Source organism: Sorangium sp. So ce295 (assembly GCF_051527405.1).
Lineage (GTDB): Bacteria > Myxococcota_A > Polyangia > Polyangiales > Polyangiaceae > Sorangium > Sorangium cellulosum_B.
Genome location: NZ_CP150324.1, coordinates 10321857 through 10341864, shown reverse-complemented (window position 1 = coordinate 10341864; position 20008 = coordinate 10321857). Strand labels below are relative to the sequence as shown.

At 69.0% G+C, this 20008-nt stretch carries 22 protein-coding genes and 1 pseudogene; 10 read left to right on the top strand and 13 right to left on the bottom strand.

Annotated elements, in window-relative coordinates; genetic code table 11:
• Nucleotides 1-7: 7 nt before the first annotated feature.
• From WMF11_RS39225 to WMF11_RS39205, 5 genes are all read right to left on the bottom strand, one after another.
• Nucleotides 8-823 carry an HAD hydrolase family protein gene (locus WMF11_RS39225; RefSeq protein WP_437974437.1) on the bottom strand — a complete coding sequence of 272 codons (816 nt, stop codon included), beginning with the start codon at nucleotides 821-823 and terminating at the stop codon, nucleotides 8-10.
• Nucleotides 820-2214 carry a glucose-6-phosphate dehydrogenase gene (zwf, locus tag WMF11_RS39220; RefSeq protein ID WP_437974436.1) on the bottom strand — a complete coding sequence of 465 codons (1395 nt, stop codon included), beginning with the start codon at nucleotides 2212-2214 and terminating at the stop codon, nucleotides 820-822. The genes WMF11_RS39225 and zwf overlap by 4 nt, the downstream gene beginning before the upstream one ends.
• 178 nt (nucleotides 2215-2392) lie before the next feature.
• Nucleotides 2393-2785, bottom strand: a complete 393-nt coding sequence (locus WMF11_RS39215) for a hypothetical protein (protein WP_437904255.1) — start codon at nucleotides 2783-2785, stop codon at nucleotides 2393-2395.
• A gap of 26 nt (nucleotides 2786-2811) precedes the next feature.
• Nucleotides 2812-3963, bottom strand: a complete 1152-nt coding sequence (locus WMF11_RS39210; protein ID WP_437974435.1) for a zinc-dependent alcohol dehydrogenase — start codon at nucleotides 3961-3963, stop codon at nucleotides 2812-2814.
• Nucleotides 3964-4192: 229 nt separating this feature from the next.
• Nucleotides 4193-5764, bottom strand: a complete 1572-nt coding sequence (locus WMF11_RS39205) for a sigma-54 interaction domain-containing protein (protein ID WP_437974434.1) — start codon at nucleotides 5762-5764, stop codon at nucleotides 4193-4195.
• 197 nt (nucleotides 5765-5961) lie between these two features.
• Here WMF11_RS39205 and WMF11_RS39200 point away from each other — a divergent pair, with 197 nt between their 5' ends.
• Together WMF11_RS39200 and WMF11_RS39195 are read left to right on the top strand one after the other, a co-directional pair.
• Nucleotides 5962-7197, top strand: coding sequence for an RtcB family protein (locus WMF11_RS39200; RefSeq protein WP_437974433.1), 1236 nt, complete (start codon nucleotides 5962-5964; stop codon nucleotides 7195-7197).
• The gene (locus WMF11_RS39195) at nucleotides 7194-7859 is read left to right on the top strand and encodes a peptide chain release factor-like protein (protein ID WP_437974432.1); all 666 of its coding nucleotides are present in this window, start codon (nucleotides 7194-7196) and stop codon (nucleotides 7857-7859) included. Before WMF11_RS39200 ends, WMF11_RS39195 begins: the two co-directional genes overlap by 4 nt.
• Nucleotides 7860-7915: 56 nt before the next feature.
• Here WMF11_RS39195 and WMF11_RS39190 read toward each other — a convergent pair whose 3' ends face one another.
• The 5 genes and pseudogenes from WMF11_RS39190 to WMF11_RS39170 all read right to left on the bottom strand — a co-directional run bounded on the left by WMF11_RS39190 (nucleotide 7916) and on the right by WMF11_RS39170 (nucleotide 11872).
• Complete coding sequence (locus tag WMF11_RS39190) at nucleotides 7916-8221, bottom strand: addiction module protein (protein WP_437974431.1); 306 nt, start codon at nucleotides 8219-8221, stop codon at nucleotides 7916-7918.
• Nucleotides 8222-8354: 133 nt separating this feature from the next.
• Nucleotides 8355-9647 (bottom strand): serine/threonine-protein kinase, encoded by a 1293-nt coding sequence (locus tag WMF11_RS39185; protein ID WP_437974430.1) that lies wholly within the window; start codon nucleotides 9645-9647, stop codon nucleotides 8355-8357.
• Nucleotides 9648-9752: 105 nt separating this feature from the next.
• Nucleotides 9753-10340, bottom strand: coding sequence for a hypothetical protein (locus tag WMF11_RS39180; RefSeq protein WP_437974429.1), 588 nt, complete (start codon nucleotides 10338-10340; stop codon nucleotides 9753-9755).
• Nucleotides 10341-10804: 464 nt separating this feature from the next.
• Nucleotides 10805-10936: a hypothetical protein gene (locus WMF11_RS39175; protein ID WP_437979380.1), complete on the bottom strand. Its 132-nt coding sequence runs from the start codon at nucleotides 10934-10936 to the stop codon at nucleotides 10805-10807.
• Between the two features lie 215 nt (nucleotides 10937-11151).
• Nucleotides 11152-11872: pseudogene (locus tag WMF11_RS39170) on the bottom strand (SDR family NAD(P)-dependent oxidoreductase).
• Between WMF11_RS39170 and WMF11_RS39165 the strand changes: the two are divergent.
• From WMF11_RS39165 to WMF11_RS39135, 7 genes are all read left to right on the top strand, one after another.
• Entirely contained in the window at nucleotides 11820-12056 is a 237-nt protein-coding gene (locus tag WMF11_RS39165) for a TetR/AcrR family transcriptional regulator (RefSeq protein ID WP_437974428.1), read from the top strand. The pseudogene WMF11_RS39170 and the gene WMF11_RS39165 overlap by 53 nt on opposite strands.
• Before the next feature lie 30 nt (nucleotides 12057-12086).
• Entirely contained in the window at nucleotides 12087-12443 is a 357-nt protein-coding gene (locus WMF11_RS39160) for a hypothetical protein (protein ID WP_437974427.1), read from the top strand.
• Between the two features lie 13 nt (nucleotides 12444-12456).
• Nucleotides 12457-12651: a hypothetical protein gene (locus tag WMF11_RS39155; RefSeq protein WP_437974426.1), complete on the top strand. Its 195-nt coding sequence runs from the start codon at nucleotides 12457-12459 to the stop codon at nucleotides 12649-12651.
• A 496-nt stretch (nucleotides 12652-13147) separates the two neighbouring features.
• Entirely contained in the window at nucleotides 13148-13645 is a 498-nt protein-coding gene (locus tag WMF11_RS39150) for a cytochrome c-type biogenesis protein (protein ID WP_437974425.1), read from the top strand.
• A gap of 244 nt (nucleotides 13646-13889) precedes the next feature.
• Nucleotides 13890-14738: an MbnP family copper-binding protein gene (locus WMF11_RS39145; RefSeq protein WP_437974424.1), complete on the top strand. Its 849-nt coding sequence runs from the start codon at nucleotides 13890-13892 to the stop codon at nucleotides 14736-14738.
• A gap of 1 nt (nucleotide 14739) precedes the next feature.
• A complete protein-coding gene (locus WMF11_RS39140; protein WP_437974423.1) occupies nucleotides 14740-15273 on the top strand; it encodes a hypothetical protein in 534 nt (177 codons plus the stop codon).
• Entirely contained in the window at nucleotides 15270-16409 is a 1140-nt protein-coding gene (locus tag WMF11_RS39135) for an MbnH family di-heme enzyme (RefSeq protein WP_437974422.1), read from the top strand. Before WMF11_RS39140 ends, WMF11_RS39135 begins: the two co-directional genes overlap by 4 nt.
• Before the next feature lie 23 nt (nucleotides 16410-16432).
• Here WMF11_RS39135 and WMF11_RS39130 read toward each other — a convergent pair whose 3' ends face one another.
• Nucleotides 16433-17203 carry an SDR family NAD(P)-dependent oxidoreductase gene (locus tag WMF11_RS39130; protein ID WP_437974421.1) on the bottom strand — a complete coding sequence of 257 codons (771 nt, stop codon included), beginning with the start codon at nucleotides 17201-17203 and terminating at the stop codon, nucleotides 16433-16435.
• A gap of 121 nt (nucleotides 17204-17324) precedes the next feature.
• On the opposite strand from WMF11_RS39130, the gene WMF11_RS39125 reads away from it, so the two are divergent.
• The gene (locus WMF11_RS39125; protein WP_437974420.1) at nucleotides 17325-18011 is read left to right on the top strand and encodes a TetR/AcrR family transcriptional regulator; all 687 of its coding nucleotides are present in this window, start codon (nucleotides 17325-17327) and stop codon (nucleotides 18009-18011) included.
• A gap of 90 nt (nucleotides 18012-18101) precedes the next feature.
• Here WMF11_RS39125 and WMF11_RS39120 read toward each other — a convergent pair whose 3' ends face one another.
• Together WMF11_RS39120 and WMF11_RS39115 are read right to left on the bottom strand one after the other, a co-directional pair.
• A complete protein-coding gene (locus WMF11_RS39120) occupies nucleotides 18102-18665 on the bottom strand; it encodes a sigma-70 family RNA polymerase sigma factor (RefSeq protein WP_437974419.1) in 564 nt (187 codons plus the stop codon).
• 192 nt (nucleotides 18666-18857) lie between these two features.
• Nucleotides 18858-19943: an RNA polymerase sigma factor gene (locus WMF11_RS39115; protein WP_437974418.1), complete on the bottom strand. Its 1086-nt coding sequence runs from the start codon at nucleotides 19941-19943 to the stop codon at nucleotides 18858-18860.
• Nucleotides 19944-20008 lie beyond the last annotated feature (65 nt).

Sequence of the window (20008 nt, the reverse complement as noted above, 5' to 3'; positions counted from 1 at the left end):
TCGTTTCTCACTGGCCGCCACCGCTCGTGGCGAGCAGCCAGGTCTCCACGGCGTGCGCGAAGCCCTCATCGGCGTTCGACAGCGTGATGAAGTGGGCTTGCCGCTGCACGACGGCGCGCGCCTGCCCCATGGCGATGCTGAGCCCGCTCTCCCGGAACATGAGCACATGATCGGGCAGCTCGCCGATCGCGGCCATGGCCGCGCCGGGGAGGCCGAGGCGCGCCGAGAGGGCCCTCGCGACCTCTCCGGAGTTGGCCCGCGGGTGCATCACCTCGATGCAATGGGGCACGGGGCGTGACGCCGAGAAGAACGCGCAGGCCCCCCGGAGGTCCGACTCGCCGCGCTCGAGCACCTCGGCGTCGTCGCTGACACCGACGATCTTGACCGCGCTGTCCACGACGCCTTCCCAGCGCTCGACGACCCTGGGGACACACTGCGCGACCTCCTGCTCGCGCGCGACGTGCGGCGCGTCGGCGCGGCGCACCAGCCAGTCGTCGCCCTGGTAGACCCAGACCGCGGCGCCGTGCCGCTCCAGGGTCGCGATGACGACCGCGGCCGCGCCGTTGTCCAGCGGGTGCTGCTCGATCACCGAGAGATCCGGCCGCACCAGCATGCCGCCGCCGAACGCGGCGACCGGCGTCGTGATCCCCAGCCGCCCGAGCAGGACGCGCAGGCCGCGCGGCGAGCGCCTGCTCATCAGCGCGAGGTCGATCCCGGCGTCGCGGAGCCGACTCACCGCCTGCTCCGCCCTGGGGGTGAGCACGCCGTCGGGCGTGAGGAGCGCGCCGTCCACGTCGGCGAGCAGCATTCGAATCCTGGTCATGCGGCTCTCCTCGCGAGCGGGGTGGCCACGGTGGGTGTACGCCACCCGCCGAGGTCGGCGGCCAGGCGGTCGGCTTCGGCTGGGCCCCAGCTGCCCGGCTCATAGGGCGAGAGCGGCGTCGCCTGGTCCAGCACCGGATCGACGACGGCCCATTGCGCCTCCACTTCGGCCTGGCTCGCGAACAGGGTCGGATCGCCGGCGAGCGCATCGCCGAGGAGCCGCTCGTAGGGCCCCAGCGCCTCGGACAGGTCGCTCGCCACGAGCAGCTCGGTCGGCTGTCCGGCCATCAGCTCGCCGGGCGCCTTGATCCGCACGCCGACGGCGAGCTCCGGCGCCGGGGCGAGCCGGATGCGCACGTAGTCGGGAGCCCCGCGCCCGACATCCTCGAACACGGCGTGCGGAGGCCGCCGCAGCAGGACGAGCACCTCGGTCGCCGTGACCGCGAGGCGCTTGCCGGCGCGGATGCAGAACGGCACGCCCGCCCAGCGCCAGGTGTGGATGCGTAGCCGCGCGGCGCAGAACGTCTCGACCTGCGACCCTGGCGCGACGCCCGGCTCGCCGCGGTACCCGTCGTATTGACCGCGGACGACGTGCGCCGGATCGAGCGGCGTGATGGCCCGCAGCAGCCGGACGCGCTCCGCGCGCACGGCGTCCGCGTCCCCGGACGGCGGTGGATCCATGGCGAGGCACGCGACCACCTGCAGGAGATGGTTTTGCAGGACGTCGCGGATGCACCCGGTGGCGTCGTAGAACCGGCCGCGGCCCTCGATGCCGAACCGCTCGGCCATGGTGATCTGGACGCTCTCGACATGGTGGGAGTTCCAGACCGGCTCGAGCAGCGCGTTCGCGAAGCGGAAGTAAACGATGTTCTGGACAGGCTCTTTGCCGAGGAAGTGGTCGATCCGGAAGATCTCCTCTTCCGGAAAGACGCTCGCGAGCGTGCGGTAGAGCGCCCGAGCGGACTCCAGATCGTGGCCGAACGGCTTCTCGACGACGAGCCGCCCTCGCCGTACGCACCCGGAGCGGTCGAGCGCCTTGACGACCTCTTCGAACAGGTCGGGCGGCACGGCCATGTAGTGGAGCGGCCGCTGGGCGGTGCCGAGCCGCTCGCGCAGGCGGTGGAACGTCGCCGGATCGGCGTAATCCCCGCTCACGTACGAGAGCCGCGCGCACAGCTCGCGGTACACGCCCGCCTCGAACGCGCCCGCCCGCTCGAGGCTCTCGCGGACGCGGGCGCAGAGCTGATCGAGGCTCCACGGGCTCTTGGCCACGCCGACGATCGGCACCTCCAGCTTGCGGCGGCGGATCAGCCCGGCCAGCGCCGGGAAGATCTTCTTGAAGGCCAGGTCGCCTGTCGCTCCGAAGAGCACGAGCGCGTCGGCGGCGTTCATGCCGCCTGCTCGGCGGCGCCGGACATCACGCGCTGCACGCCCGAGCTCTCCTGGCCTTCAGCTTCCATCCATCCAGTGCGCATGCGCTCGGCTCCTCGCGTCTCGCCATGGCCCGGGGGCCCTGGTCCCGATCCGGCATCGCGTGTGCCACGCTGGATCGGCGCGAGCACGCCTTTCGTCACGCGCGCTGTGACGCCGTGCGCCTGGGCTTGACTGCCCTGACGGCCCGCCTCTTCAACAGGAGAGGGAGGCTCTCGATCACGTCGACCCGATCCGCGATGAACAGCGCGACCCAGTGGGAGAGCCGGTGATCCGGGACCTTGTAGGCGATGCGGCGCAGCGCGCCGCTCGCTCCTCTCGGCGGCAATGCCGTGCTGAACACCGGTGTCGGGCGGGCGCGCCCGGGGTGCCTGAGCAGCGGCCCCTCGATCGGCTGCTGCTCGGGCTCGAGCCAGTGCGCGCTCTCCAGGAGGCGCGGCGGCACCTCCCTCGGGACGCCGGGCCTGTCCTCGAGGCAAAGGTCGACTCCCCAGTACGGCAGCTCCCTCGGCAGCACGCTCTCGGCTTCCATGATCGCCTCCTCCTCGATGACGGAGCTCACTTGGCCCCCCGCGGAACGAGCACGCATTTGAGGATCCCGTCGGTCCTCGCCGCGAACACCCGGTACATCTCCGCGGCCGCCTCGAGCGGGGCGCGGTGGGTGATGAGCGCCCTCGGGTCGATGTTCCCGCTGCGGATGTGCTCGAGAAGGCGGGGCATGTACCGCTTCACGTCGCACTGCCCGGTCTTGATCGTCAGGCCCTTGTTCATGGCCGCGCCCACGTCGAGGAGGTTCCACGGCGGCCCATAGACGCCGACGATCGAGACCCTCCCGCCGCGGCGGACCGACTGGATCGCCCAGTTGAGGGCGACGGGCGACCCGGCCTCGAGCTTGAGCGCCTTGCCCAGCACGTCGTGCAGCGCCGAGCCGTTCGCCTCGAGGCCGACCGCCTCGATGCAGACGTCCGGCCCGCGGCCGTCGGTCATGTCTCTGAGCGCGGACACGACATCCGGGGTCTCGCTGAAATCGAGCGTCTCTGCCTTGTTGTGCCGGCGCGCGAAATCGAGGCGGTAACCGACCGAATCGACGGCGATGACCCGGCGCGCGCCGAGGATCCATGCGCACCTCTGGGCCACGAGGCCCACGGGCCCGCAGCCGAAGACGGCCACGGTGTCCACGGGGCTGATGTCCCCCATCTCCGCGGCCTGGTACCCCGTGGGGAGGATATCCGAGAGAAAGAGCGCGTCCTCGTCCGAGAGGTCGTCGGGGATCTTCATGGGGCCGACGTCGGCGAAGGGCACGCGGACGCGCTCGGCCTGGCCGCCCTGGTAGCCGCCGGTCGTGTGTGAATAACCGAAGATCCCGCTGGCGAGCGTGGTGAGCGGGTTCGTGTTCTCGCAGGCGGAGGTGCGCTCTCGCTGGCAGAAGAAGCACGTCCCGCAGGCGATGTTGAAGGGCACCACGACGCGGTCGCCGCGCTTCAGCGTCTGCACCGAGGCCCCGAGCTCCTCCACGACGCCGGTGAACTCATGGCCGAAGATGGTCCCCACGCGCGTGTCAGGCACGTAGCCATGATAGAGGTGCAGATCCGAGCCGCAGATCGTGGCGCGACTCACGCGCAGGACCACGTCGTTCGGATGTTGAACCCGAGGCTCCGGGTTTTCCTCGACGCGGACGTTCTTCGGCCCGTGGTATGTGAGCGCCAGCATTCGCACGACCTCCCAGCTTGCTCGAGTGGGCAATGCAAGGGGTGAACCAGGCGCGCGCGCTCGTGGGTGCACCTGGCGTAGGCATCGGCTCTCCGGGCTTCGAGCGCCTTCGGGCGCCCAGCCTCGGGACATCGAGGATATCGATGCTGACGCCGACAGCCCGGGCGCCGTTCGCCCTATCCGCGGTCGTTCGTCTTCTTCTTCTGTTTCTTCGCCAGCGGCGGCAGCTTCAGCTTCTTCGGATCGTCGAGCGCGCAGGCGCGCCCTTGCCGAGGCGATAGGCCGTTATCTTGCGCTTCAGGGTGTTCCTGTCGATACCGAGCGCGCGCGCCGCGCGCGAGAGGTTGCCCTCGTGCACCTCGAGCGCGCGCCCGATAGCGGCGCGCTCGGCCGACGCCACGGCCTCCGCGAGCGGCGCGACCTCCTCGCCGCCTGCCTCCGACGCCGGTGCTCGGGCGATCCCGCCTGCGCCGCCGCTCGCCGGCCGCGCCGCCGGCGACGCGATCTCCGGCGCGAGATCGCCCACGTCGACCGTGTGCTCGCAGAACACGCCCCACCGCTGCACCTCCGCGCGCAGCTCGCGCACGTTGCCTGGCCAGGCGTGCTGGTAAAGGCTCCTCAGCGCCTCGCGTGTCACCTCGAGCCCGCGCCCCTTGCGCCGCGACTGCACCTCGTCGAGGAACGCGCCGACGAGCACCTCGATGTCGCCACCCCGCGCACGCAGCGGGGGAACCTCGATGATGGCGCCGCGGAGCCGGTAATACAGATCCTCGCGGAACGTCCCTTCCTCGACCATCGCCGCGAGGTCGCGGTGGGTGGCCGCGAGGACGCGGACGTCGAGCTCGATCTTCGCCTCGCCGCCCACCCGCCGCAGCGTCCCGTCCTGGAGCACGCGCAGCAGCGACGCCTGCACCCGCGGGGACAGCTCGCCGATCTCGTCGAGGAACAGCGTCCCGCCGTGCGCCTGCTCGAAGACGCCGCGCCGCCGCCCCGCGGCCCCGGTGAAGGCCCCCGCCTCGTGGCCGAACAGCTCGCTCGCGAGCACGCCCTCGGCGAAGACGCTGCAGTTCTCCGCGATGAACGGCCCTCTCGCGCGCGGGCTGTGCTCGTGGATCGCCCTGGCCGCGAGCTCTTTCCCCGTCCCGGTCTCGCCGACGATCAGCACGGGCACGTCGGTCGCGGCGACCCGGGCGATGCGGGCGCGGAGGAAGCGCATCGGCTCGCTCTCGCCCACGAGCACCGTGTCGCGCGTGCGCGCCTCGGCCCGCAGGCGCACGACCTCCTCGCGCAGCGCGCGGATCTCGGGGAAACCCTCGATATCGAGCCGGACCTCGCGCACCGGCCGCGGGTGCGGGTGCGGCACGAACGCCGCCGGGATCACCTGGAGCATGCGCGCCGGCAGGATCCCCGCCTGCACCAGGATGACCCAGAGCGTCTGCGCCTGCGGCGTGCCGGCCGAGAGCAGGACGTCCGTCGCCCACGCCGCCGGCGGGAAGGCGCGCTTGAGCTGCGCCGAGAGCTTGCCGAGCGCCCGGAAGAGCTTCGCGTGGTCCGACGGATCGTCGACGTCCACGACCCGGAGCTCGATCCGCGGCGCGCGGGCCCGCGCCTGCTCGACGAGCGCCCGCGACGGCGCCTCGCCCGCCGGGATGGTGAGGACCACGATGGCGTCGTAGCGGCTCTCTTCCTGGTCGAGCAGCCGCAGCACCGGCCCGCGATCGCCCTCGGGCCGGCGGCTGTGGTGCGCCGGCGCCGGCCCGAGCGTGCCCGCGTCCGACCAGGTGAGGAGGAGGCGATTCACTGGTGCACCGTACACCAGGTATGGTGCACGATGTACCACTTTATCTGGTGCGTTGTGCACCACGTTGAGGCGTTCTGCCGGCGTCGCCGCGGGCCGCGCGATGGCACGGAAGCCGCAAGTCTCCTCCGCATTCCCATGGGCATTCCCGTTCCCATCCGCGTTTGCGCCTGCCTTTGCCGCCCGCCCCGGAGATCTCGATGAAAGCCCCCGCCGACAGCGCAGTCCTTCCTGCCCACGCCCGCCTGGTCGCCCGCGACGACGTCTGGCTCGAGGGCAACGCCGTCCAGCAGCTCGCGCGCGTCGCCGCGCTGCCGGGCTGCGTCCGCGCCGTGGGTATGCCGGACCTGCACGCCGGGCGGGGCATCCCCATCGGCGCGGCCTTCGCCTTCGCGGACCGGGTCGTCCCGGAGCTCATCGGCGGCGACGCCGGCTGCGGCGTGCGGCTCGTCGCGACGTCGATCGGCCGCATGGCCCCGGACGTCCTCGAGCGGCGCGCGCGGCAGGCGATGGATGACGAGCCGCTCGCCGAGTGCGACCCGAGGGCGGTGTTCGAGCGGGTCTGGGAGCGCGGCGCGCGCGGCTTTGCCGAGGTCGACGGCGTGCCCGAGGCGCTCGCGCGGCTCGCGGCGGCGGAGCCCGAGGACGGCCTTCGCCCGAGCGGGGACGCGTCGCCGTACCGCGCGGGCTACGAGGGCGCGCTCGGCTCGGTCGGCGGGGGGAACCACTTCCTCGAGGTCGCCCGGGTCGGCCCGCTGCGGGACCCTGCGGCGGCGAAGGCCCTCGGCCTCTCCGCGGGGGAGCTCGTCGTCCTGGCGCACTCCGGCTCGCGCGGGCTCGGCGGCGCGCTCGGGCAGCGCTGGGGCGGCGCGGTGCTCGAGGGGGACGCGGCCGAGCCGTACCTCGGCGAGCTCGCCGGCGCGTGCCGCTTCGCGCGGGCGAACCGGCTCCTGCTCGCGTACCGGATGCTGCGCGCGCTCGGCGCCTCGCGGGCGTCGACGATCACGGGCGGGCTCGACCTCACCCACAACGACGTCGCGCGCGAGGCCGTGGGCGGCGAGCTGGCCTGGGTGCACCGCAAGGGCGCGGCGCCTGCCCGGGGCAGCGACTTCACCGTGGTGCTCGGGTCGCGCGGCGCGCCGTCGTGGGTGATGCGCTCGTGCGACGCGGAGGCGGGGCTGCGCTCCGTCGCGCACGGCGCCGGCCGCAAGATGGGGCGCAGCGAGGCGCGCGAGAAGATCGCGGCCAGGTACCGGCGGCGCGAGCTCGCCCGCACGGAGCTCGGCGGCCGCGTCGTGTGCGACGATCCGGCGCTGCTGCTCGAGGAGCACCCGGACGCGTACAAGCCGATCGAGCCGGTGATCGAGAGCCTTGTCGAGGCCGGCCTGGCGACGGCGGTCGCGCCGCTCGTGCCGGTGCTCACGGTGAAGCGATGAGCCGGTCGTGGGTGCAGATCAGCGCGGGGAGGGGGCCTATCGAGGTGCGGCGCTTCGTGGCGCGGCTCGCCGCGCGCATGGAGGCGCTCTGCCAGGAGCGCGGGCTCGCGGTGGTCGACGTCACGCTGCACGGCGACGAGGACGCGCCGGCCTCGGTCGAGATCCTTGTGGAGGGCGACGCGCGGCGATGCCTGGAGGGCGAACTCGGGACACACGCGCTGGTCGAGCGGAGCGCGGCGCGGGGGAAGGCGGCGCGCAAGCGGTGGTTCGCGGGGGTGGCGGTCCACGCTGCGGGGGCGGACGCTGGGGTGGGCGCTGGAGAGGGCGTGGGCGTGGGCGTGGATCTCGGCGAGCTCGAGATCTCGGCCTGCCGCGCGAGCGGGCCAGGAGGGCAGCACGTGAACAAGACCCTGTCGGCGGTCCGGATCCACCACCGGCCGAGCGGGATCACGGTGCGCGTCGCCGATGAGCGCTCGCAGCGCGCGAACGTCCGCCGCGGGGTGGCGCGCATCGCCGAGCGGCTCGCCGAGCGCGCCGCCCGGCGCGTCGCGGAAGGGGAGGCCGCGCGCTGGAGCGAGCATGATCGGATCGTCCGGGGGGAGCCGGTGAGGACGTATCGGGTGGGGCGGAAGAGCGCGCTGGTGGTGGCAGGGGCGCGGTGAGGGGAGCGGCCTCGCGTCTTGTCGGGCAGGCGTAGTCTCTCCCGCTCAGACAACCGTCATTTGCGGGTCGTGCGGAGACGTGTGGCGAGCCGTTCCCGAACAACGTCCCAGGGCTCGGCGCTCGCCGTGCCACAGTCGACGTCCTGCAGACGTCGCTCAACCTCGGCGAGCCAGGCCGCCTCGACGTCCTCGTCCGCTGGTCCGTCGAGGCTCGCGATCAAGTGCTTCGCGACGTCTGCTCGCTCCTCCGGCGGAAGTTGCAACGCGTCGGCAAGCACGGCATTCCTGGACGACATCTTGAGATTGTCGCAAAATTTTGACCCGTCGGCATCCCCGACGACCGGACGCGGCTGCCTTGACATGCCTATCATGTCGCGACGGTTGTGGTGACAGCGCAACGGGAGCCTCTGCGGCTCGGCCGCCCAACGCCAAATTGATCTGTAGGCTGGCGAAACCCGCTGGCCAGATCCAATTTAGACTTGAGAAGTCCGTCCTTCATGACAATCGTCGCAGCAGTGCGATCAAACCAGCCGCATCTTCATCGCTGCAGTGGTCGCTGGCGGTCATGAGCTGAATAATGCGCTTCGCCGAGCCCTGATACCATGGTTCACGAACGTGCTCACTGTTACCGTTAAGACCGGCCGCCCACGCGAGAACCTCCTCCGTCATGACATGGTGGTGATCTGATGGTAGCATCAATACAGCGCGATAGATCTCCTCGCGGAGGTCCGGATCACCTCGCCAAGACTCGCCGAACTGATGATCAAATCCAAGCTTCAAGGCTGCTCGGATAGTCATCCGAAAGTCATCGGAGGGCATACCCGCGGAAAGTCGTGTAAGCGCCAGCAGCAACGTTAGCGCTGCTCGAATCACCGGCGGGCTATTCGCAGAGAGCACTCCTGCGAGTCGAACGAAGAGTATGCTGCGTTGTCCAAACTTGAGCTTCGCGAAATCCTGCGGTGTCATGCTCTGCAGGAGGCCAGCAACCTCATGCAACTGTCCGGATGCAAGGATCTCGGCCACCGACGTCCGGACGTGTTGGGCCGTCATGAACGCTTCCGCAAATTCCTGAATTGTCGCAGGACGCTCCTTTATCGGACCAAGCGAGCGGCGTAGTAAGGTGTCCAGAGCTGGCGGGATGGACTCGTCGATTTCTGAGAGGGGTTCATACGCCTCAGGCTTGGGAAGCTTATTGGACAGAAGATGATAGATTGTTGCCGCAATAGAGTAGATGTCAGCGCGGCCATCTATTGGCTCTCCGCGTGACTGCTCTGGCGACATGTAACCAACCGTGCCGTGAGCCCTCGATGAAGAATTTATAGTGTGCCCAGCCATGAGAGCGAAGCCAAAGTCGACAAGACAGCAAGCGCCGTCATCTCTCAGGACGATATTGGCTGGCTTGATGTCTCGGTGCAGAATGTCGCGAGAATGGGCGTGGGCCAGGGCGGAGAATATCTGACTAGTCCAGCGAGTGATCTCGCGAAGGGACGGGCGCGACTCGTTGAGGACCGTGAGAAGGTTCCTCCCCTCGATGAATTCAAAAATGATGCGAGGCGTGAGATCCAGTTCGATGTCATAGATGGCAGGAATATAAGGGTGGGATAGAGCTGCCAGCGCCTTCGCCTCACGACGGAGCCGATCGAGATCCCGATCGGCAGGTGCTTCGCCAAAGAATGGTTCGAGAGACTTTATCGCGACAGCACGCTCCAGGATGCGGTCGCGCGCCTTGCGCACAAGGGCCTGTCCACCTACACCGAGAGGATCCCCGAGCTCGTAGCGGTCAACCATGATCGTCTCCGTGCATCTGCTCAGCGTACCGGTGTTCAGCTGGGAGTGCCAGACTGAGCGGGGCGATGGGGGCACCATCGGTTGCAACGAATTGTTGGTCAACGCTCATGGAACGGTCCCCGATGGTGAACCAGCGACCGCAGCCATCTTCAGGATACGATCGGCGCGGTCGTGCATGAAATCGCGCAGGCGTCTCTCGACTTCCGCCGACCATCCACTTGCCTCGATATAGTTCCACTCCGATCGGGCGAGTTGGCGAATGGGGGCCCAAAGCCTCTCCTTATCGATGAACTGGTTGACGCTATCAATCCAGTATCTCTCGAATACACGTGCCGAGCTCGGGAGACCGAGGTCGCACTGCGAAAGATCGAGCAGGATGCCAAAACGAAAGCACTGGGTGAACACCCAATTCTGCCTGCCGAGTGTGTCGACCCAATGCAGATGCGCTTGATACTCCGCCATGCGGCGAACGAGACCACCTTCGAACTTGCCAGGCTTCAGAGAAGCACCTGCCGCGTGGATCACCGTTTTCTCGCGACCCCTGTTGTTGTCGCGTACGACTTCTGTCAAATCGTTGGTAAAGAAAAAAACGTACAACCCGTCGCGCATTTGCGGAAGTCTGTTGGATACTTGCTCAGCGAACGTATCCCAGCCGGGGGCGGCGCTGGGGCTCAGGCGAAATTCGTGGAGCATACTTGGGCTTCCTTGATCTCGGCCTTGTCTACGTTTTCGGACTGGGGCAGATAGCAGGGTTACGGAGGCGCGTCAACCGCACCCGCGACGATAGACGACTTTGCAAGCGACGCTGCTCGTTAGCTGCAACGGCCCATTGGTCTGGCTGAGGGCAACCTTCATGTGGTTCATTGTGTTCTGGTCAAGATCCCCTTGGAAACACGCTCGCCGAGCTTGCCGATGGTCGAGCTGCTTGCAGCGAGGGATGGCGCTCAAGCACCGGCTGGACGTTTGCGCAGTCTCCTAGAGCGACAAACGGGTTGAAACCACGAGAAAAAGCAGGGATTTCACAGGGAGGCGGGGAGGCGGGGAGGCGGGGAGTAAGAGACGGCAAGAGGGAGAAATTCATTTTCTTTTCTTCCTCCCCTCCTCCCCGCCTCCCTGTGAAAATTCCCCGGGTTTCAACGTGATCGTTGTTCTAGGCATCATCTTCGGCATCGCGGCCGGCCGCATAATGCTGCTGGTGTCATGCAGAGGGTGTTGGCGATCACTAAGAGGGCTGCGGCGCTGACGTTGGTCTTGGTGCGTTCGAGACGATGGAGAAGGCCAGGGCTCACGTTCCCCGCAGCCGCCAGCTCGTCTTGGGTGAGCCTTCGCCCGACGCGAAGCCGCTGTACGTTCGCCGCGGTATCTCGAAAAAAAGACGTTTCAATCTCGATGGGTTCCAGCACCACGAGCTGAACTTGGGCCGCGCCCCTCCTGTTTACCTTGTGTTCGCCGCAGGGATCGCGTGGCGTTCGAGGCGGCGCAGCATGACGAGCGCAGCGCGGACCTAGCCAGTCCCCTCGTCACATCGGCCGCCCATCGCTCGCGCGGACGATCTCCCCCGTGACCGCGGTGTTCGCCGCCGAGCACAGGAAGACGAGATCGTCGGCGCCACCTCCTCGGGCCGCAGCAACCGCCCCACCGGATATGCCTTCCCGCGCTGCGCGACGAGCTCCGGTGATGCCTGCGCGCTCACCCTGTCGGTCAGCGTCAAGCCCGGCACGACCACGTTGGTCAGGATCCCGTGCGGCCCGAGCTCGCGTGCGAGCACGGACGTGAGCCCGTGGAGCGTCCCCTTGGCAGCGGCGTACGGTCCGGCGCCCGCCACCCCGTCGAGCGCCACGCCCGAGGAGATGTTGACGATCCGCCCCCATCCGCGCGCGCATCGAGGGCACCGCGGCCTGGACCGCGGCGACGGTGCCGTCGATGTTGTCGTGGATGATGCCCTGCCACTCGGCGAGCGGGATGTCCTCGAAGCGCGGCGCTTGCCAGGGCAGGCGCTCGCTCCAGCGGACGGCGTTGTTGACGAGCACATCGATCTGCTCGAAGCGCACCACGGTGGCCGCGACGGTCGCCTTGACCCACTCGGCCAACCCCAGGTCGAGCTTCAGCGCGAGCGCCTGGCCTCCTTGCCGCTCGATCTCCAGGAACCGCGTAGCCCGCCGCGAGGCGCTCTTGGACGCGGCGCTCCGCTGCTTCGAGCAGCGGGGCCTGCTGCGGACCGGCATCGAAAACGTCCGCAAGGAGGCGGGTGCGAGCCCTTCGAGCGTGTACCACCTCTTCGAGGACTTCCCGGCGCTGGTGGCGTCGCTGCTCGAGAGGTTCTTCGAGCGGCTGGTGGAGTACGTGACCGGGCGCGTGCTGGTCGCCACGACGGAGCGCTCGGCGGTGCGGACGATGGTGCAGGCCTGAGGGTTCGACCACGAGGCCGAGGTGCGCTGCATGTACCAGGCGCTCGCGCTGGAACTCGACGGGCATCACCGCGCCGCGCTGCGGGAGACCAAGGCGGAGCTGATGGCGCACCGCTCGGAGTTCGGCGTCTTCTCTGCGGCGCGCTCGTCCGAGATCGTCGACGTCGTGCTGCTAGGGCCGGGGCACCAGGCGTGCCGCGCCTACCTCTCTGCGCCCGGCGTCGTGGACCCCACGTGGATGAAGGCGACTCTGCCCGAACTCGCATGCGGAGCGATGGGCGGGGTCGACCTGGCGCAACGGCTGGCGCGGACGGAGCAGCGCGCCGTTGGTGTAGAGCCGCGCCAGAAGGCTGGCGAGAGAAGGAAAAGCAAGCTCGAGGTCGGCTAGCCTAGTTCGCCGAATGAGCATCGAGGACGACGCGCCCCTGATGCAGGTGATGAGCCATCTCGGCCTGACCCGGGATGCGCTGCTCGGCATCGGCGGTGAAGCCTCTGTGTTTGCGCCGGGCATGAAGAGGATCGCGCGTATCCAGCATCGTGGCACCGTCCGGGAGACCGCGGCTCGGCGAGACCAGCTGCTCGCAGACCGCCATTAGACCGCGAGAGCGGTGCAGTTTTCGGTGGTGCCCGATGTGGATATGGCCGGGGTGAAAATGATCGGCGAGGCGACGATCTACGTATGCCTCTTCTCGCGTGTCTGGACTCGGGTGGATCCGTAGCCATTCCCCAGAGCGGCCGCCTTCCGCTTGGTCGAGCTCGGGCGTGTGGACGGCGAGCGCGAGGCGAGCTCGGCGGCGTCCCCCCGGCGCTTGGCCAAGAGGGCACGGAATCACCGTGGGGCAACGCGTCAAGGTGTCGCACCCCGTCGAACCATGCAGCCGTATCTCGACCCTCGGCGCGCACATCGCCGCGCGGTGACAAGCGCGACATCGTGTCGCAGGACCTTGGCAGCCGGTGACGCTAGCCTGTTTTGCGATGATCCAGCGAGACCAGGACGGGCCTGCCAATGGCCCGGGCCGTTTCCCTCACGGCGCGCGAAAGGGAAGCGGACCGGTGGGGCTCCGGTCGCAGCGGAGCTCGCGCTGGCGCCGCGTGGCAACGCTGGCCGTCGCCCTCGCTGGTGTGGCGCTCACCGGCAGGGCCGAGCCGGCGCCGCCGACGCCCAGCCAGGCCGCCTCCGAGCTCGTCGACTCGACCCCGGTGCCTGGCGAGAGGGCGCTCGCAGCGCGTCTGCTCGCGCCTTGTTGCTGGGATCAGACGCTCGATGTCCACGAATCGGAGGTGGCGCGCGATCTTCGTCGCGAGATCCATGCGCGTCTCCGCCGGGGCGAGGTGGCCGACGCCATCGAGCAGGACCTCGTGGCGCGCTACGGCGAGCGCCTCCGCGCGGCGCCCTCGTCAGGCACGCTCGGCAAGGTCGCGCTGGGGTTGCTGCTGGGCATCGCAGTGACCTTCCTCGGGATCTTCGCCCTGCTGCGCTCGTGGCGGAGCAACGCTGCGCAGGCCGCTCCGTCCGGAGACACCCTCGCGGCTGTTCGCGACGAGTACGATGAGCGCCTCGACGACGAGCTCCGGGAGCGCGACGCATGAGCGCACCCGTCTTCCCGGTTGATGGGAGAGGAGGCTCAGCAGGGACATCTCGTTATGACCGCGGCGCAGTGGCCACGGCGGAAACCTCTTCGCCCGGATGCCGTCGACTCCCCTTGAAGGATAGCCGCAGGGTGCGACAACTTGCTGCACGCAGGAGAGCCGAGCTTCGAGTAGGCTCCGCTCCGGTGCGGTGGTGACGCCGCTGTGGCCTCGTAGCTTGAAAGGTTGCCTGATGGTTTGTTCAATGGCTCGTGTCACGTCCCTCGGTGTGGCCTGTCTCGCGGCTCTGAGCGGATGCGGCGGGAGCGATGAGGACGTCATCTCGAAGACGTTCGCGCTGAGCTTCGCCGCCAAGGTCGGCGACAGGCCGTTCTCCTGCACCGACACGTTCGACGGAGTCGGCACGACCGGATCGTCGATCAACGCGCTCGATTTTCGCATGTACGTCTACGACGTGCGGCTCGTTCGCGGCGACGGCGCCGAGGAGCCCCTCTCGCTTGAGCAGGATGGCCAGTGGCAGCGCGACAAGATCGCGTTCCTCGACTTCGAGGACGGCACGGGCTCCTGTGAGACAGGCAGCCCGGAGACGAGGACCGAGGTGGTTGGCACCGCGCCCGCCGGCGATTACGCCGGTGTCAGGTTCAACGTGGGGTTGCCCCCGGAGATGAACCACCTCGACGCGGCGACGGCCCCGGCGCCCCTGAACATTCCCGGCATGTGGTGGTCGTGGAAGGGCGGCTACAAGTTCGTGCGCCTCGACCTCATCTCGACGATGAACCCGACCTACTTCTTCCACCTCGGGGGTACGAAGTGCGAGGGTACCGTGAGCGAGGGGTACTCGTGCGCCGCTGACAACCTTGCCGATATACGCATCGACGGGGTCGACCCGGAGTCGAGCACCATCGTCTTCGATATCGCCAGGTTCTATGCCGCATCCGACCTCGACCACCAGGTCGACGGCGAGACGGATCGCACCTCCGGTTGCATGTCGTTCGAGGGCGATCCAGAGTGCCCGCCCGTCTTCAACGCGCTTGGCATGGGCTTCGATGGCGTGAACCCGTCCGCTGCGCAGACCGCCTTCCGGGTGGAGTGAGATGTACATCCTCAGAACCGCGACCTGTCTGCTCGCGTCGCTATGGGTCTGTGCGCTTGCCGGCTGCGGTGCCTCCGACGAGGACATGGACGAGCCGAGCGACGCGGAGATCCTCCCGGGGGACCCTCGCTTCGAGCGCGATCCAGCGCTCGACGTGGAGAACATCAGCGCCGCTGCGGAGAAGCGCAGCCACAACATGGGGCAGAACTGCATCGGCTGCCATCAGCCCCACGGGCCTGGCAAAGGGCTCTTCACCACGGCCGGGACGGTGTACGCGCCGTCGGGCACGACGGTGACGGGCGGAACGGTCGAGCTCCGCACGGCCGGCGGAGGCGAGGGAGATCTCGTGCTCTCCGTTGCCATCGACGGGAACGGGAACTTCTTCACGACCGAGCCGCTGCCCTTCCCGGACCAAGCGCTGTTCTTCTTCGTGCGGTCACACGACGGCGAGAGCACGAACGAGATGCCGTTTCCATCCATCTCAGGAGCGTGTAACCTGTGTCACAACGAACAGCGCCGCATTCTGCTGGAGTGATCCGCGCGAGCACGTCGGCGGCGCTCGTCGCGCTCGCGGTGGCGTCGTGCGGGGGCGAGACGGAAGCGATCTTGCCGGTCGACGGCTACGAGCTCGCCTTGCCCCTCGGCTTCCCGAGGCCGTGGGTGCCGCCCGACAACCCGATGACCGAGGCGAAGGTCGCGCTCGGGCGTGCCCTGTTCTTCGACGAGCGCCTGTCAGGCAACGGGACCATGGCGTGCGCCTCGTGTCACGAGCGCGACAGGGGGTTTGCCGACGGCAAGCCGACCCCGACCGGCTCGACAGGGGACACGATCCCGCGCAACGCGATGGGGCTGGCCAATGTCGCCTATTTCCCGCTGCTCACGTGGGGCAACCCCACGCTGTCGTCGCTCGAGGAGCAGGCGCTCGTCCCGATGTTCGGCGAGAACCCGGTCGAGCTCGGGATCACCGGCGCCGAGGATGTCGTTCTCGGCCGGCTGCGCGGCGACGAGGCGTACAAGGCCGCGTTCGCCGCCGCCTTCCCCGTCGAGAGCGAGCCGATCACGTTCGATACCGTCGTGAAGGCGATCGCGACGTTCGAGAGGACGCTCCTCTCCGGGCGCTCCGCGTACGATCGCACTACCTACGGCGGAGAGGCGGGCGCGATGTCCGATGCTGCGTTGCGCGGCATGGACCTCTTCTTCTCCGAGCGGCTCGAGTGTTATCACTGCCACAGCGGGATCAACTTCACGACCGCCTTCCGGAGCGCCGAGACGAAGCAGGCGGAGATGGATTTCCACAACACCGGTCTCTACAACCTCGGCTCGGACGGGGACTATCCCTCCGGCGGAGAGGGGCTGTTCGAGTTCACCGGCGACCCGGCGGACAAGGGGAAATTCCGCGTTCCTTCGCTGCGCAACGTCGAGCTGACGGCGCCCTATATGCACGACGGGAGCGTGGCCACCCTGGAGGAGGTCGTCGATCACTACGCCGCGGGAGGCAGGACCATCGACGACGGGCCGTTCGCGGGCGTGGGCAGCGAGAACCCGAACAAGAGCACGCTCGTCAGGGCTTTCGCCATCACGCCGGAGGAGAAGGCGGATGTCGTGGCCTTCATGAAGAGCTTGACCGATCCGGAGTTCGCAGCCGTGGTGGACGGCGCGCAGGCGCCGTGACCGGTGGGTGTCAGTTCCCTCGGTTACATCGGCCGGCCCCCGCTCGCGCGGACGATCTCCCCCGTGACCGCGGTGTTCGCCGCCGAGCACAGGAAGACGATCGTCGGCGCCACCTCCTCCGGCCGCAGCAACCGCCCCACGGGGTACGCCTTCCCGCGCTGCGCGACGAGCTCCGGTGATGCCTGCGCGCTCACCCTGTCGGTCAGCGTGAAGCCCGGCACCACCACGTTGGTCAGGATCCCGTGCGGCCCGAGCTCGCGCGCGAGCACGGACGTGAGCCCGTGGAGCGCCGCCTTGGCGGCGGCGTAAGGCCCTGCGCCCACCACCCCGTCGAGCGCCACGCCCGAGGAGACATTGACGATCCGCCCCCATCCGCGGGCCCGCATCGAGGGCACCGCGGCCTGGATGGCGGCAAAGGCGCCGTCGATGTTGTCGTGGATGACGCCCTGCCACTCCGCGAGCGGGATGTCCTCGAAGCGCGGCGCTTCCCAGGGCAAGCGCTCGCTCCAGCGGACCGCGTTGTTGACGAGCACATCGATCTGCCCGAAGCGCGCCACGGTGGCCGCGACCGCCGCCTTGACGGACTCGACCGACCCGAGGTCGAGCTCCAGCGCGACCGCCTCGCCGCCTCGCCCCTCGATCTCCCGGACGACCTCTCGGGCCTTCTCCCGCTCGCTCCGGTAGGTGAGCGCCACGCGGGCCCCCTCGGCCGCGAGCTGCAACGCCACCTCCTTGCCGATCCCCTGCGAGCCACCGGTCACCAGCGCGGCCCTCTTCTCCAGCCCCAGCTCCATGCGACACCTCGCTTTCGACAGGAAGGGTAACAAAATGGAAGAAACTTCCAAGATGAAATTGGAAGAATCCTCCAGTTGGGCCTGCTGGCCAGCGGTGCGCGGCTGGGGTAGGGGAGGGGCCATGGCCGTGGCTCGACAGAACGGCGTGGCCCGCCGGGAGGCGCTCCTGGACGCCGCGCTCCGCTGCTTCGCGCAGCGGGGACTCTTGCGCACGGGCATCGAGGACGTCCGCAAGGAGGCGGGCGCGAGCCCGTCGAGCGTGTACCACCTCTTCGAGGACTTCCCGGCGCTCGTGGCCGCGCTGCTGGAGCGGACCTTCGAGCGGCTGGTGGGGCACGTGACCGCGCGCGTGCTCGCCGCGAGGACGGCGCGCTCGGCGGTGCGGGCGCTGGTGGAGGCGCACTTGACCTGGGTGTTCGACCACGAGGCCGAGGCGCGCTTCATGTACCAGGCGCTCGCGCTGGAGCTCGACGGGCACCACCGCGCCGCGCTCCGGGAGACCAAGGCGCGGCTCAAGGCGGAGACGATCGCGCACCTCTCCGAGCTCGGCGTCTTCTCGGGGGCGCGCTCGTCCGAGGTGATGGTCGACGTCGTGCTGCTCGGGCCGGCGCACCAGGCCTGCCGCGCCTACCTCTCCGCGCCCGGCGCCGTGGACCCCGCGTGGATGAAGGCGACCCTGCCCGAGCTCGCATGCGCAGCGATGGGCAAGGTCGACCCGGCGAAACCGGCGGCCCGGACAGGGCGGCGCGCCGCTGGCGTGGAGCCGCGCCAGCAGGCCGGCGGGAGAAGGAAAGGCAAGCCGGGGTGAGGAGGTGTCCGCCCTCCAGAGCGGCGATCGTTCGCTCCGCCTCATGGTCATCCAAGTCGCGCCGGAAGTGGACAATCTGGCCTTCCATGCTCATGGCGACCCCACTCTCCGGGCGAAATCCTCCGTGGTGACCCGAAGCCCGATGATGTCGCGCAGCGCATCGATGGCCTTCGTGCGTCGCTTGTAGAGCGTAGAGAGAGGCAGCCCCGCGTCTTCCGCCACTTGGGCCATCGGGATCCCATCCAGATCGTGTGCCACGAGAACGAAGCGCAGCTTCGGATCGAGCTCGTTCACCGCGTCGATCGTGCTCGTTCTTATGTCGTCGTATTCCATCGTAGCGGCGGCGTCCGGCGCGGGATCGGCAAGTTCGATCGAATCGACGAGCTCCTCCCTGCGGTGCTTCCTGCGCTCGTGATAGTGCGAGGCGACGTGTACGGTGATCGCTTTCAACCAGCGCTCTGGCCTGCCGCGCTTCGGATCGAACCTGGGCCAGCTCTCCCAGGCGGTGAGCCAGACCTGCCCTGCCACGTCGGCACGATGGCATCGTGGGACTCCCAGCCTCCCCAGCAAGCTCAGCACGGCACGAACGTGCGCCGGGCAAAACAGGCGCGCGTGCGCGGCGGCTCGCTCGTCGTCATTCGACGGACGACCCATGGTTTCACCCTCCCCCGACGGCGATGGAGAGCCCGAGCGGCGAGACGAGCCACATCGCACCCAGCATGTCCTCCATGTTCCCTCCTGAACCGTGAGCATTCGTGTCCGACGCATGGCGGAGCGCGGCATCGTGCTGCTCGACGACAGCACCGACCTCACCGCTTGCTTGGCTGTGGATGGACAGCCGACCCGTCAGCGAAGCTGCCTGAGCATCTCTTCGCGCTCCACGGCGAGCCGACCGCGCGGGAACTCCTCCGCATGGGCCTCGAGCAACCGGTGCGCCTCGAGATCCGCCTCTGGGCTGCGAGCCTCGATGGCCGTCCGGGCCCGGCTGATCAGGCTCATCTCGCGCGCGCTGATCGCCTGCTTCGCGTGTGTCGTCGAGGACGACGCACGCGGAGCAGCCGTTACCGACGGAGGAGGCGTCTTGGTCGCACCGGCTCCATCCTGTCCGGCGCCGCGCTCCATGGGGAGCGCAGCGGCCTGCGCTGCAGGTGATGCGGAGGACGTCCCCGCCTGCCCGGCGCGGCGCTCCGCGGGGAGCGGCGCGAAGGCCTGCCCTGACAGCGCGGGCCAACCGTCATCGAGAGCCACTCGGACCCACGCCTGCAGCGTGGACGAGGAGGTCACGGCAGCGACGATGGCGCTCATGAGCACGACGCTCGCCCCCTGCGCCAGGAGCCTCCAAGTCCAGCGGAGCAGGGAGCGAATCCATATCCGGCGCGGAGTGAGCCCGAACGGAACGACGCAGGGGGTCTCGTCCCATCCGCGCGAGCGTTGCTTCGCCCTCCGGCGTTGCGCCGCCTCCTCCAGCTGCTCGAGGGCTCGACGGTGCAGCGTCTTCACGGCGTCGGGGTGAAGCCCGAGCTCCGCGGCGATCTGGGTCAGCGGGATCTCCTCGAGGTCATGCTTGATCAAGATGTCCCGGTACTTCGGCTCGACACCGTCGATGAGCTCCCACAACACGGCTTCCCGCTCGCGCCACCTGAGCAGCTCTTCCGGCGTGGGGTGATCGTCGTGAAGCTCGGGGTCGTGAGACGGCGTCAGCACCTCTCGCCGGCGGTGCGCGCTTCGAAGATAGTCGCGCGCCTGGTTGGCCGCGATCGCGACGCGGTACGGCGCCGGGTCCCCGCCTGCCTCGATCCGTCCCTCCGCGTCGAGCCCCCGGAGCAGCGCGTCCTGCGCGACGTCCTCTGCATCGCGCGCCGGGACCCCGAAGCGCGTCGCCAGGCGCCGGAAGAGCTCGAAGCTGCTGAAGGCCCCCGCTGGCTTGCCCATGCCGGTAGCACGTCTGGGCGGCCCTCCCGGGGTCAGAAAAGTGAACGGCCCGGTCCATTTTGGTG

Excerpts from the sequence above, each read along its gene's own strand:
- WMF11_RS39225 (WP_437974437.1), bottom strand. The coding sequence starts at position 823 with ATGACCAGGATTCGAATGCTGCTCGCCGACGTGGACGGCGCGCTCCTC.
- zwf (WP_437974436.1), bottom strand. The coding sequence starts at position 2,214 with ATGAACGCCGCCGACGCGCTCGTGCTCTTCGGAGCGACAGGCGACCTG.
- WMF11_RS39215 (WP_437904255.1), bottom strand. The coding sequence starts at position 2,785 with ATGGAAGCCGAGAGCGTGCTGCCGAGGGAGCTGCCGTACTGGGGAGTC.
- WMF11_RS39210 (WP_437974435.1), bottom strand. The coding sequence starts at position 3,963 with ATGCTGGCGCTCACATACCACGGGCCGAAGAACGTCCGCGTCGAGGAA.
- WMF11_RS39200 (WP_437974433.1), top strand. The coding sequence starts at position 5,962 with ATGAAAGCCCCCGCCGACAGCGCAGTCCTTCCTGCCCACGCCCGCCTG.
- WMF11_RS39195 (WP_437974432.1), top strand. The coding sequence starts at position 7,194 with ATGAGCCGGTCGTGGGTGCAGATCAGCGCGGGGAGGGGGCCTATCGAG.
- WMF11_RS39190 (WP_437974431.1), bottom strand. The coding sequence starts at position 8,221 with ATGTCAAGGCAGCCGCGTCCGGTCGTCGGGGATGCCGACGGGTCAAAA.
- WMF11_RS39185 (WP_437974430.1), bottom strand. The coding sequence starts at position 9,647 with ATGGTTGACCGCTACGAGCTCGGGGATCCTCTCGGTGTAGGTGGACAG.
- WMF11_RS39180 (WP_437974429.1), bottom strand. The coding sequence starts at position 10,340 with ATGCTCCACGAATTTCGCCTGAGCCCCAGCGCCGCCCCCGGCTGGGAT.
- WMF11_RS39160 (WP_437974427.1), top strand. The coding sequence starts at position 12,087 with ATGTACCAGGCGCTCGCGCTGGAACTCGACGGGCATCACCGCGCCGCG.
- WMF11_RS39155 (WP_437974426.1), top strand. The coding sequence starts at position 12,457 with ATGAGCATCGAGGACGACGCGCCCCTGATGCAGGTGATGAGCCATCTC.
- WMF11_RS39145 (WP_437974424.1), top strand. The coding sequence starts at position 13,890 with ATGGCTCGTGTCACGTCCCTCGGTGTGGCCTGTCTCGCGGCTCTGAGC.
- WMF11_RS39140 (WP_437974423.1), top strand. The coding sequence starts at position 14,740 with ATGTACATCCTCAGAACCGCGACCTGTCTGCTCGCGTCGCTATGGGTC.
- WMF11_RS39130 (WP_437974421.1), bottom strand. The coding sequence starts at position 17,203 with ATGGAGCTGGGGCTGGAGAAGAGGGCCGCGCTGGTGACCGGTGGCTCG.
- WMF11_RS39125 (WP_437974420.1), top strand. The coding sequence starts at position 17,325 with ATGGCCGTGGCTCGACAGAACGGCGTGGCCCGCCGGGAGGCGCTCCTG.
- WMF11_RS39120 (WP_437974419.1), bottom strand. The coding sequence starts at position 18,665 with ATGGGTCGTCCGTCGAATGACGACGAGCGAGCCGCCGCGCACGCGCGC.
- WMF11_RS39115 (WP_437974418.1), bottom strand. The coding sequence starts at position 19,943 with ATGGGCAAGCCAGCGGGGGCCTTCAGCAGCTTCGAGCTCTTCCGGCGC.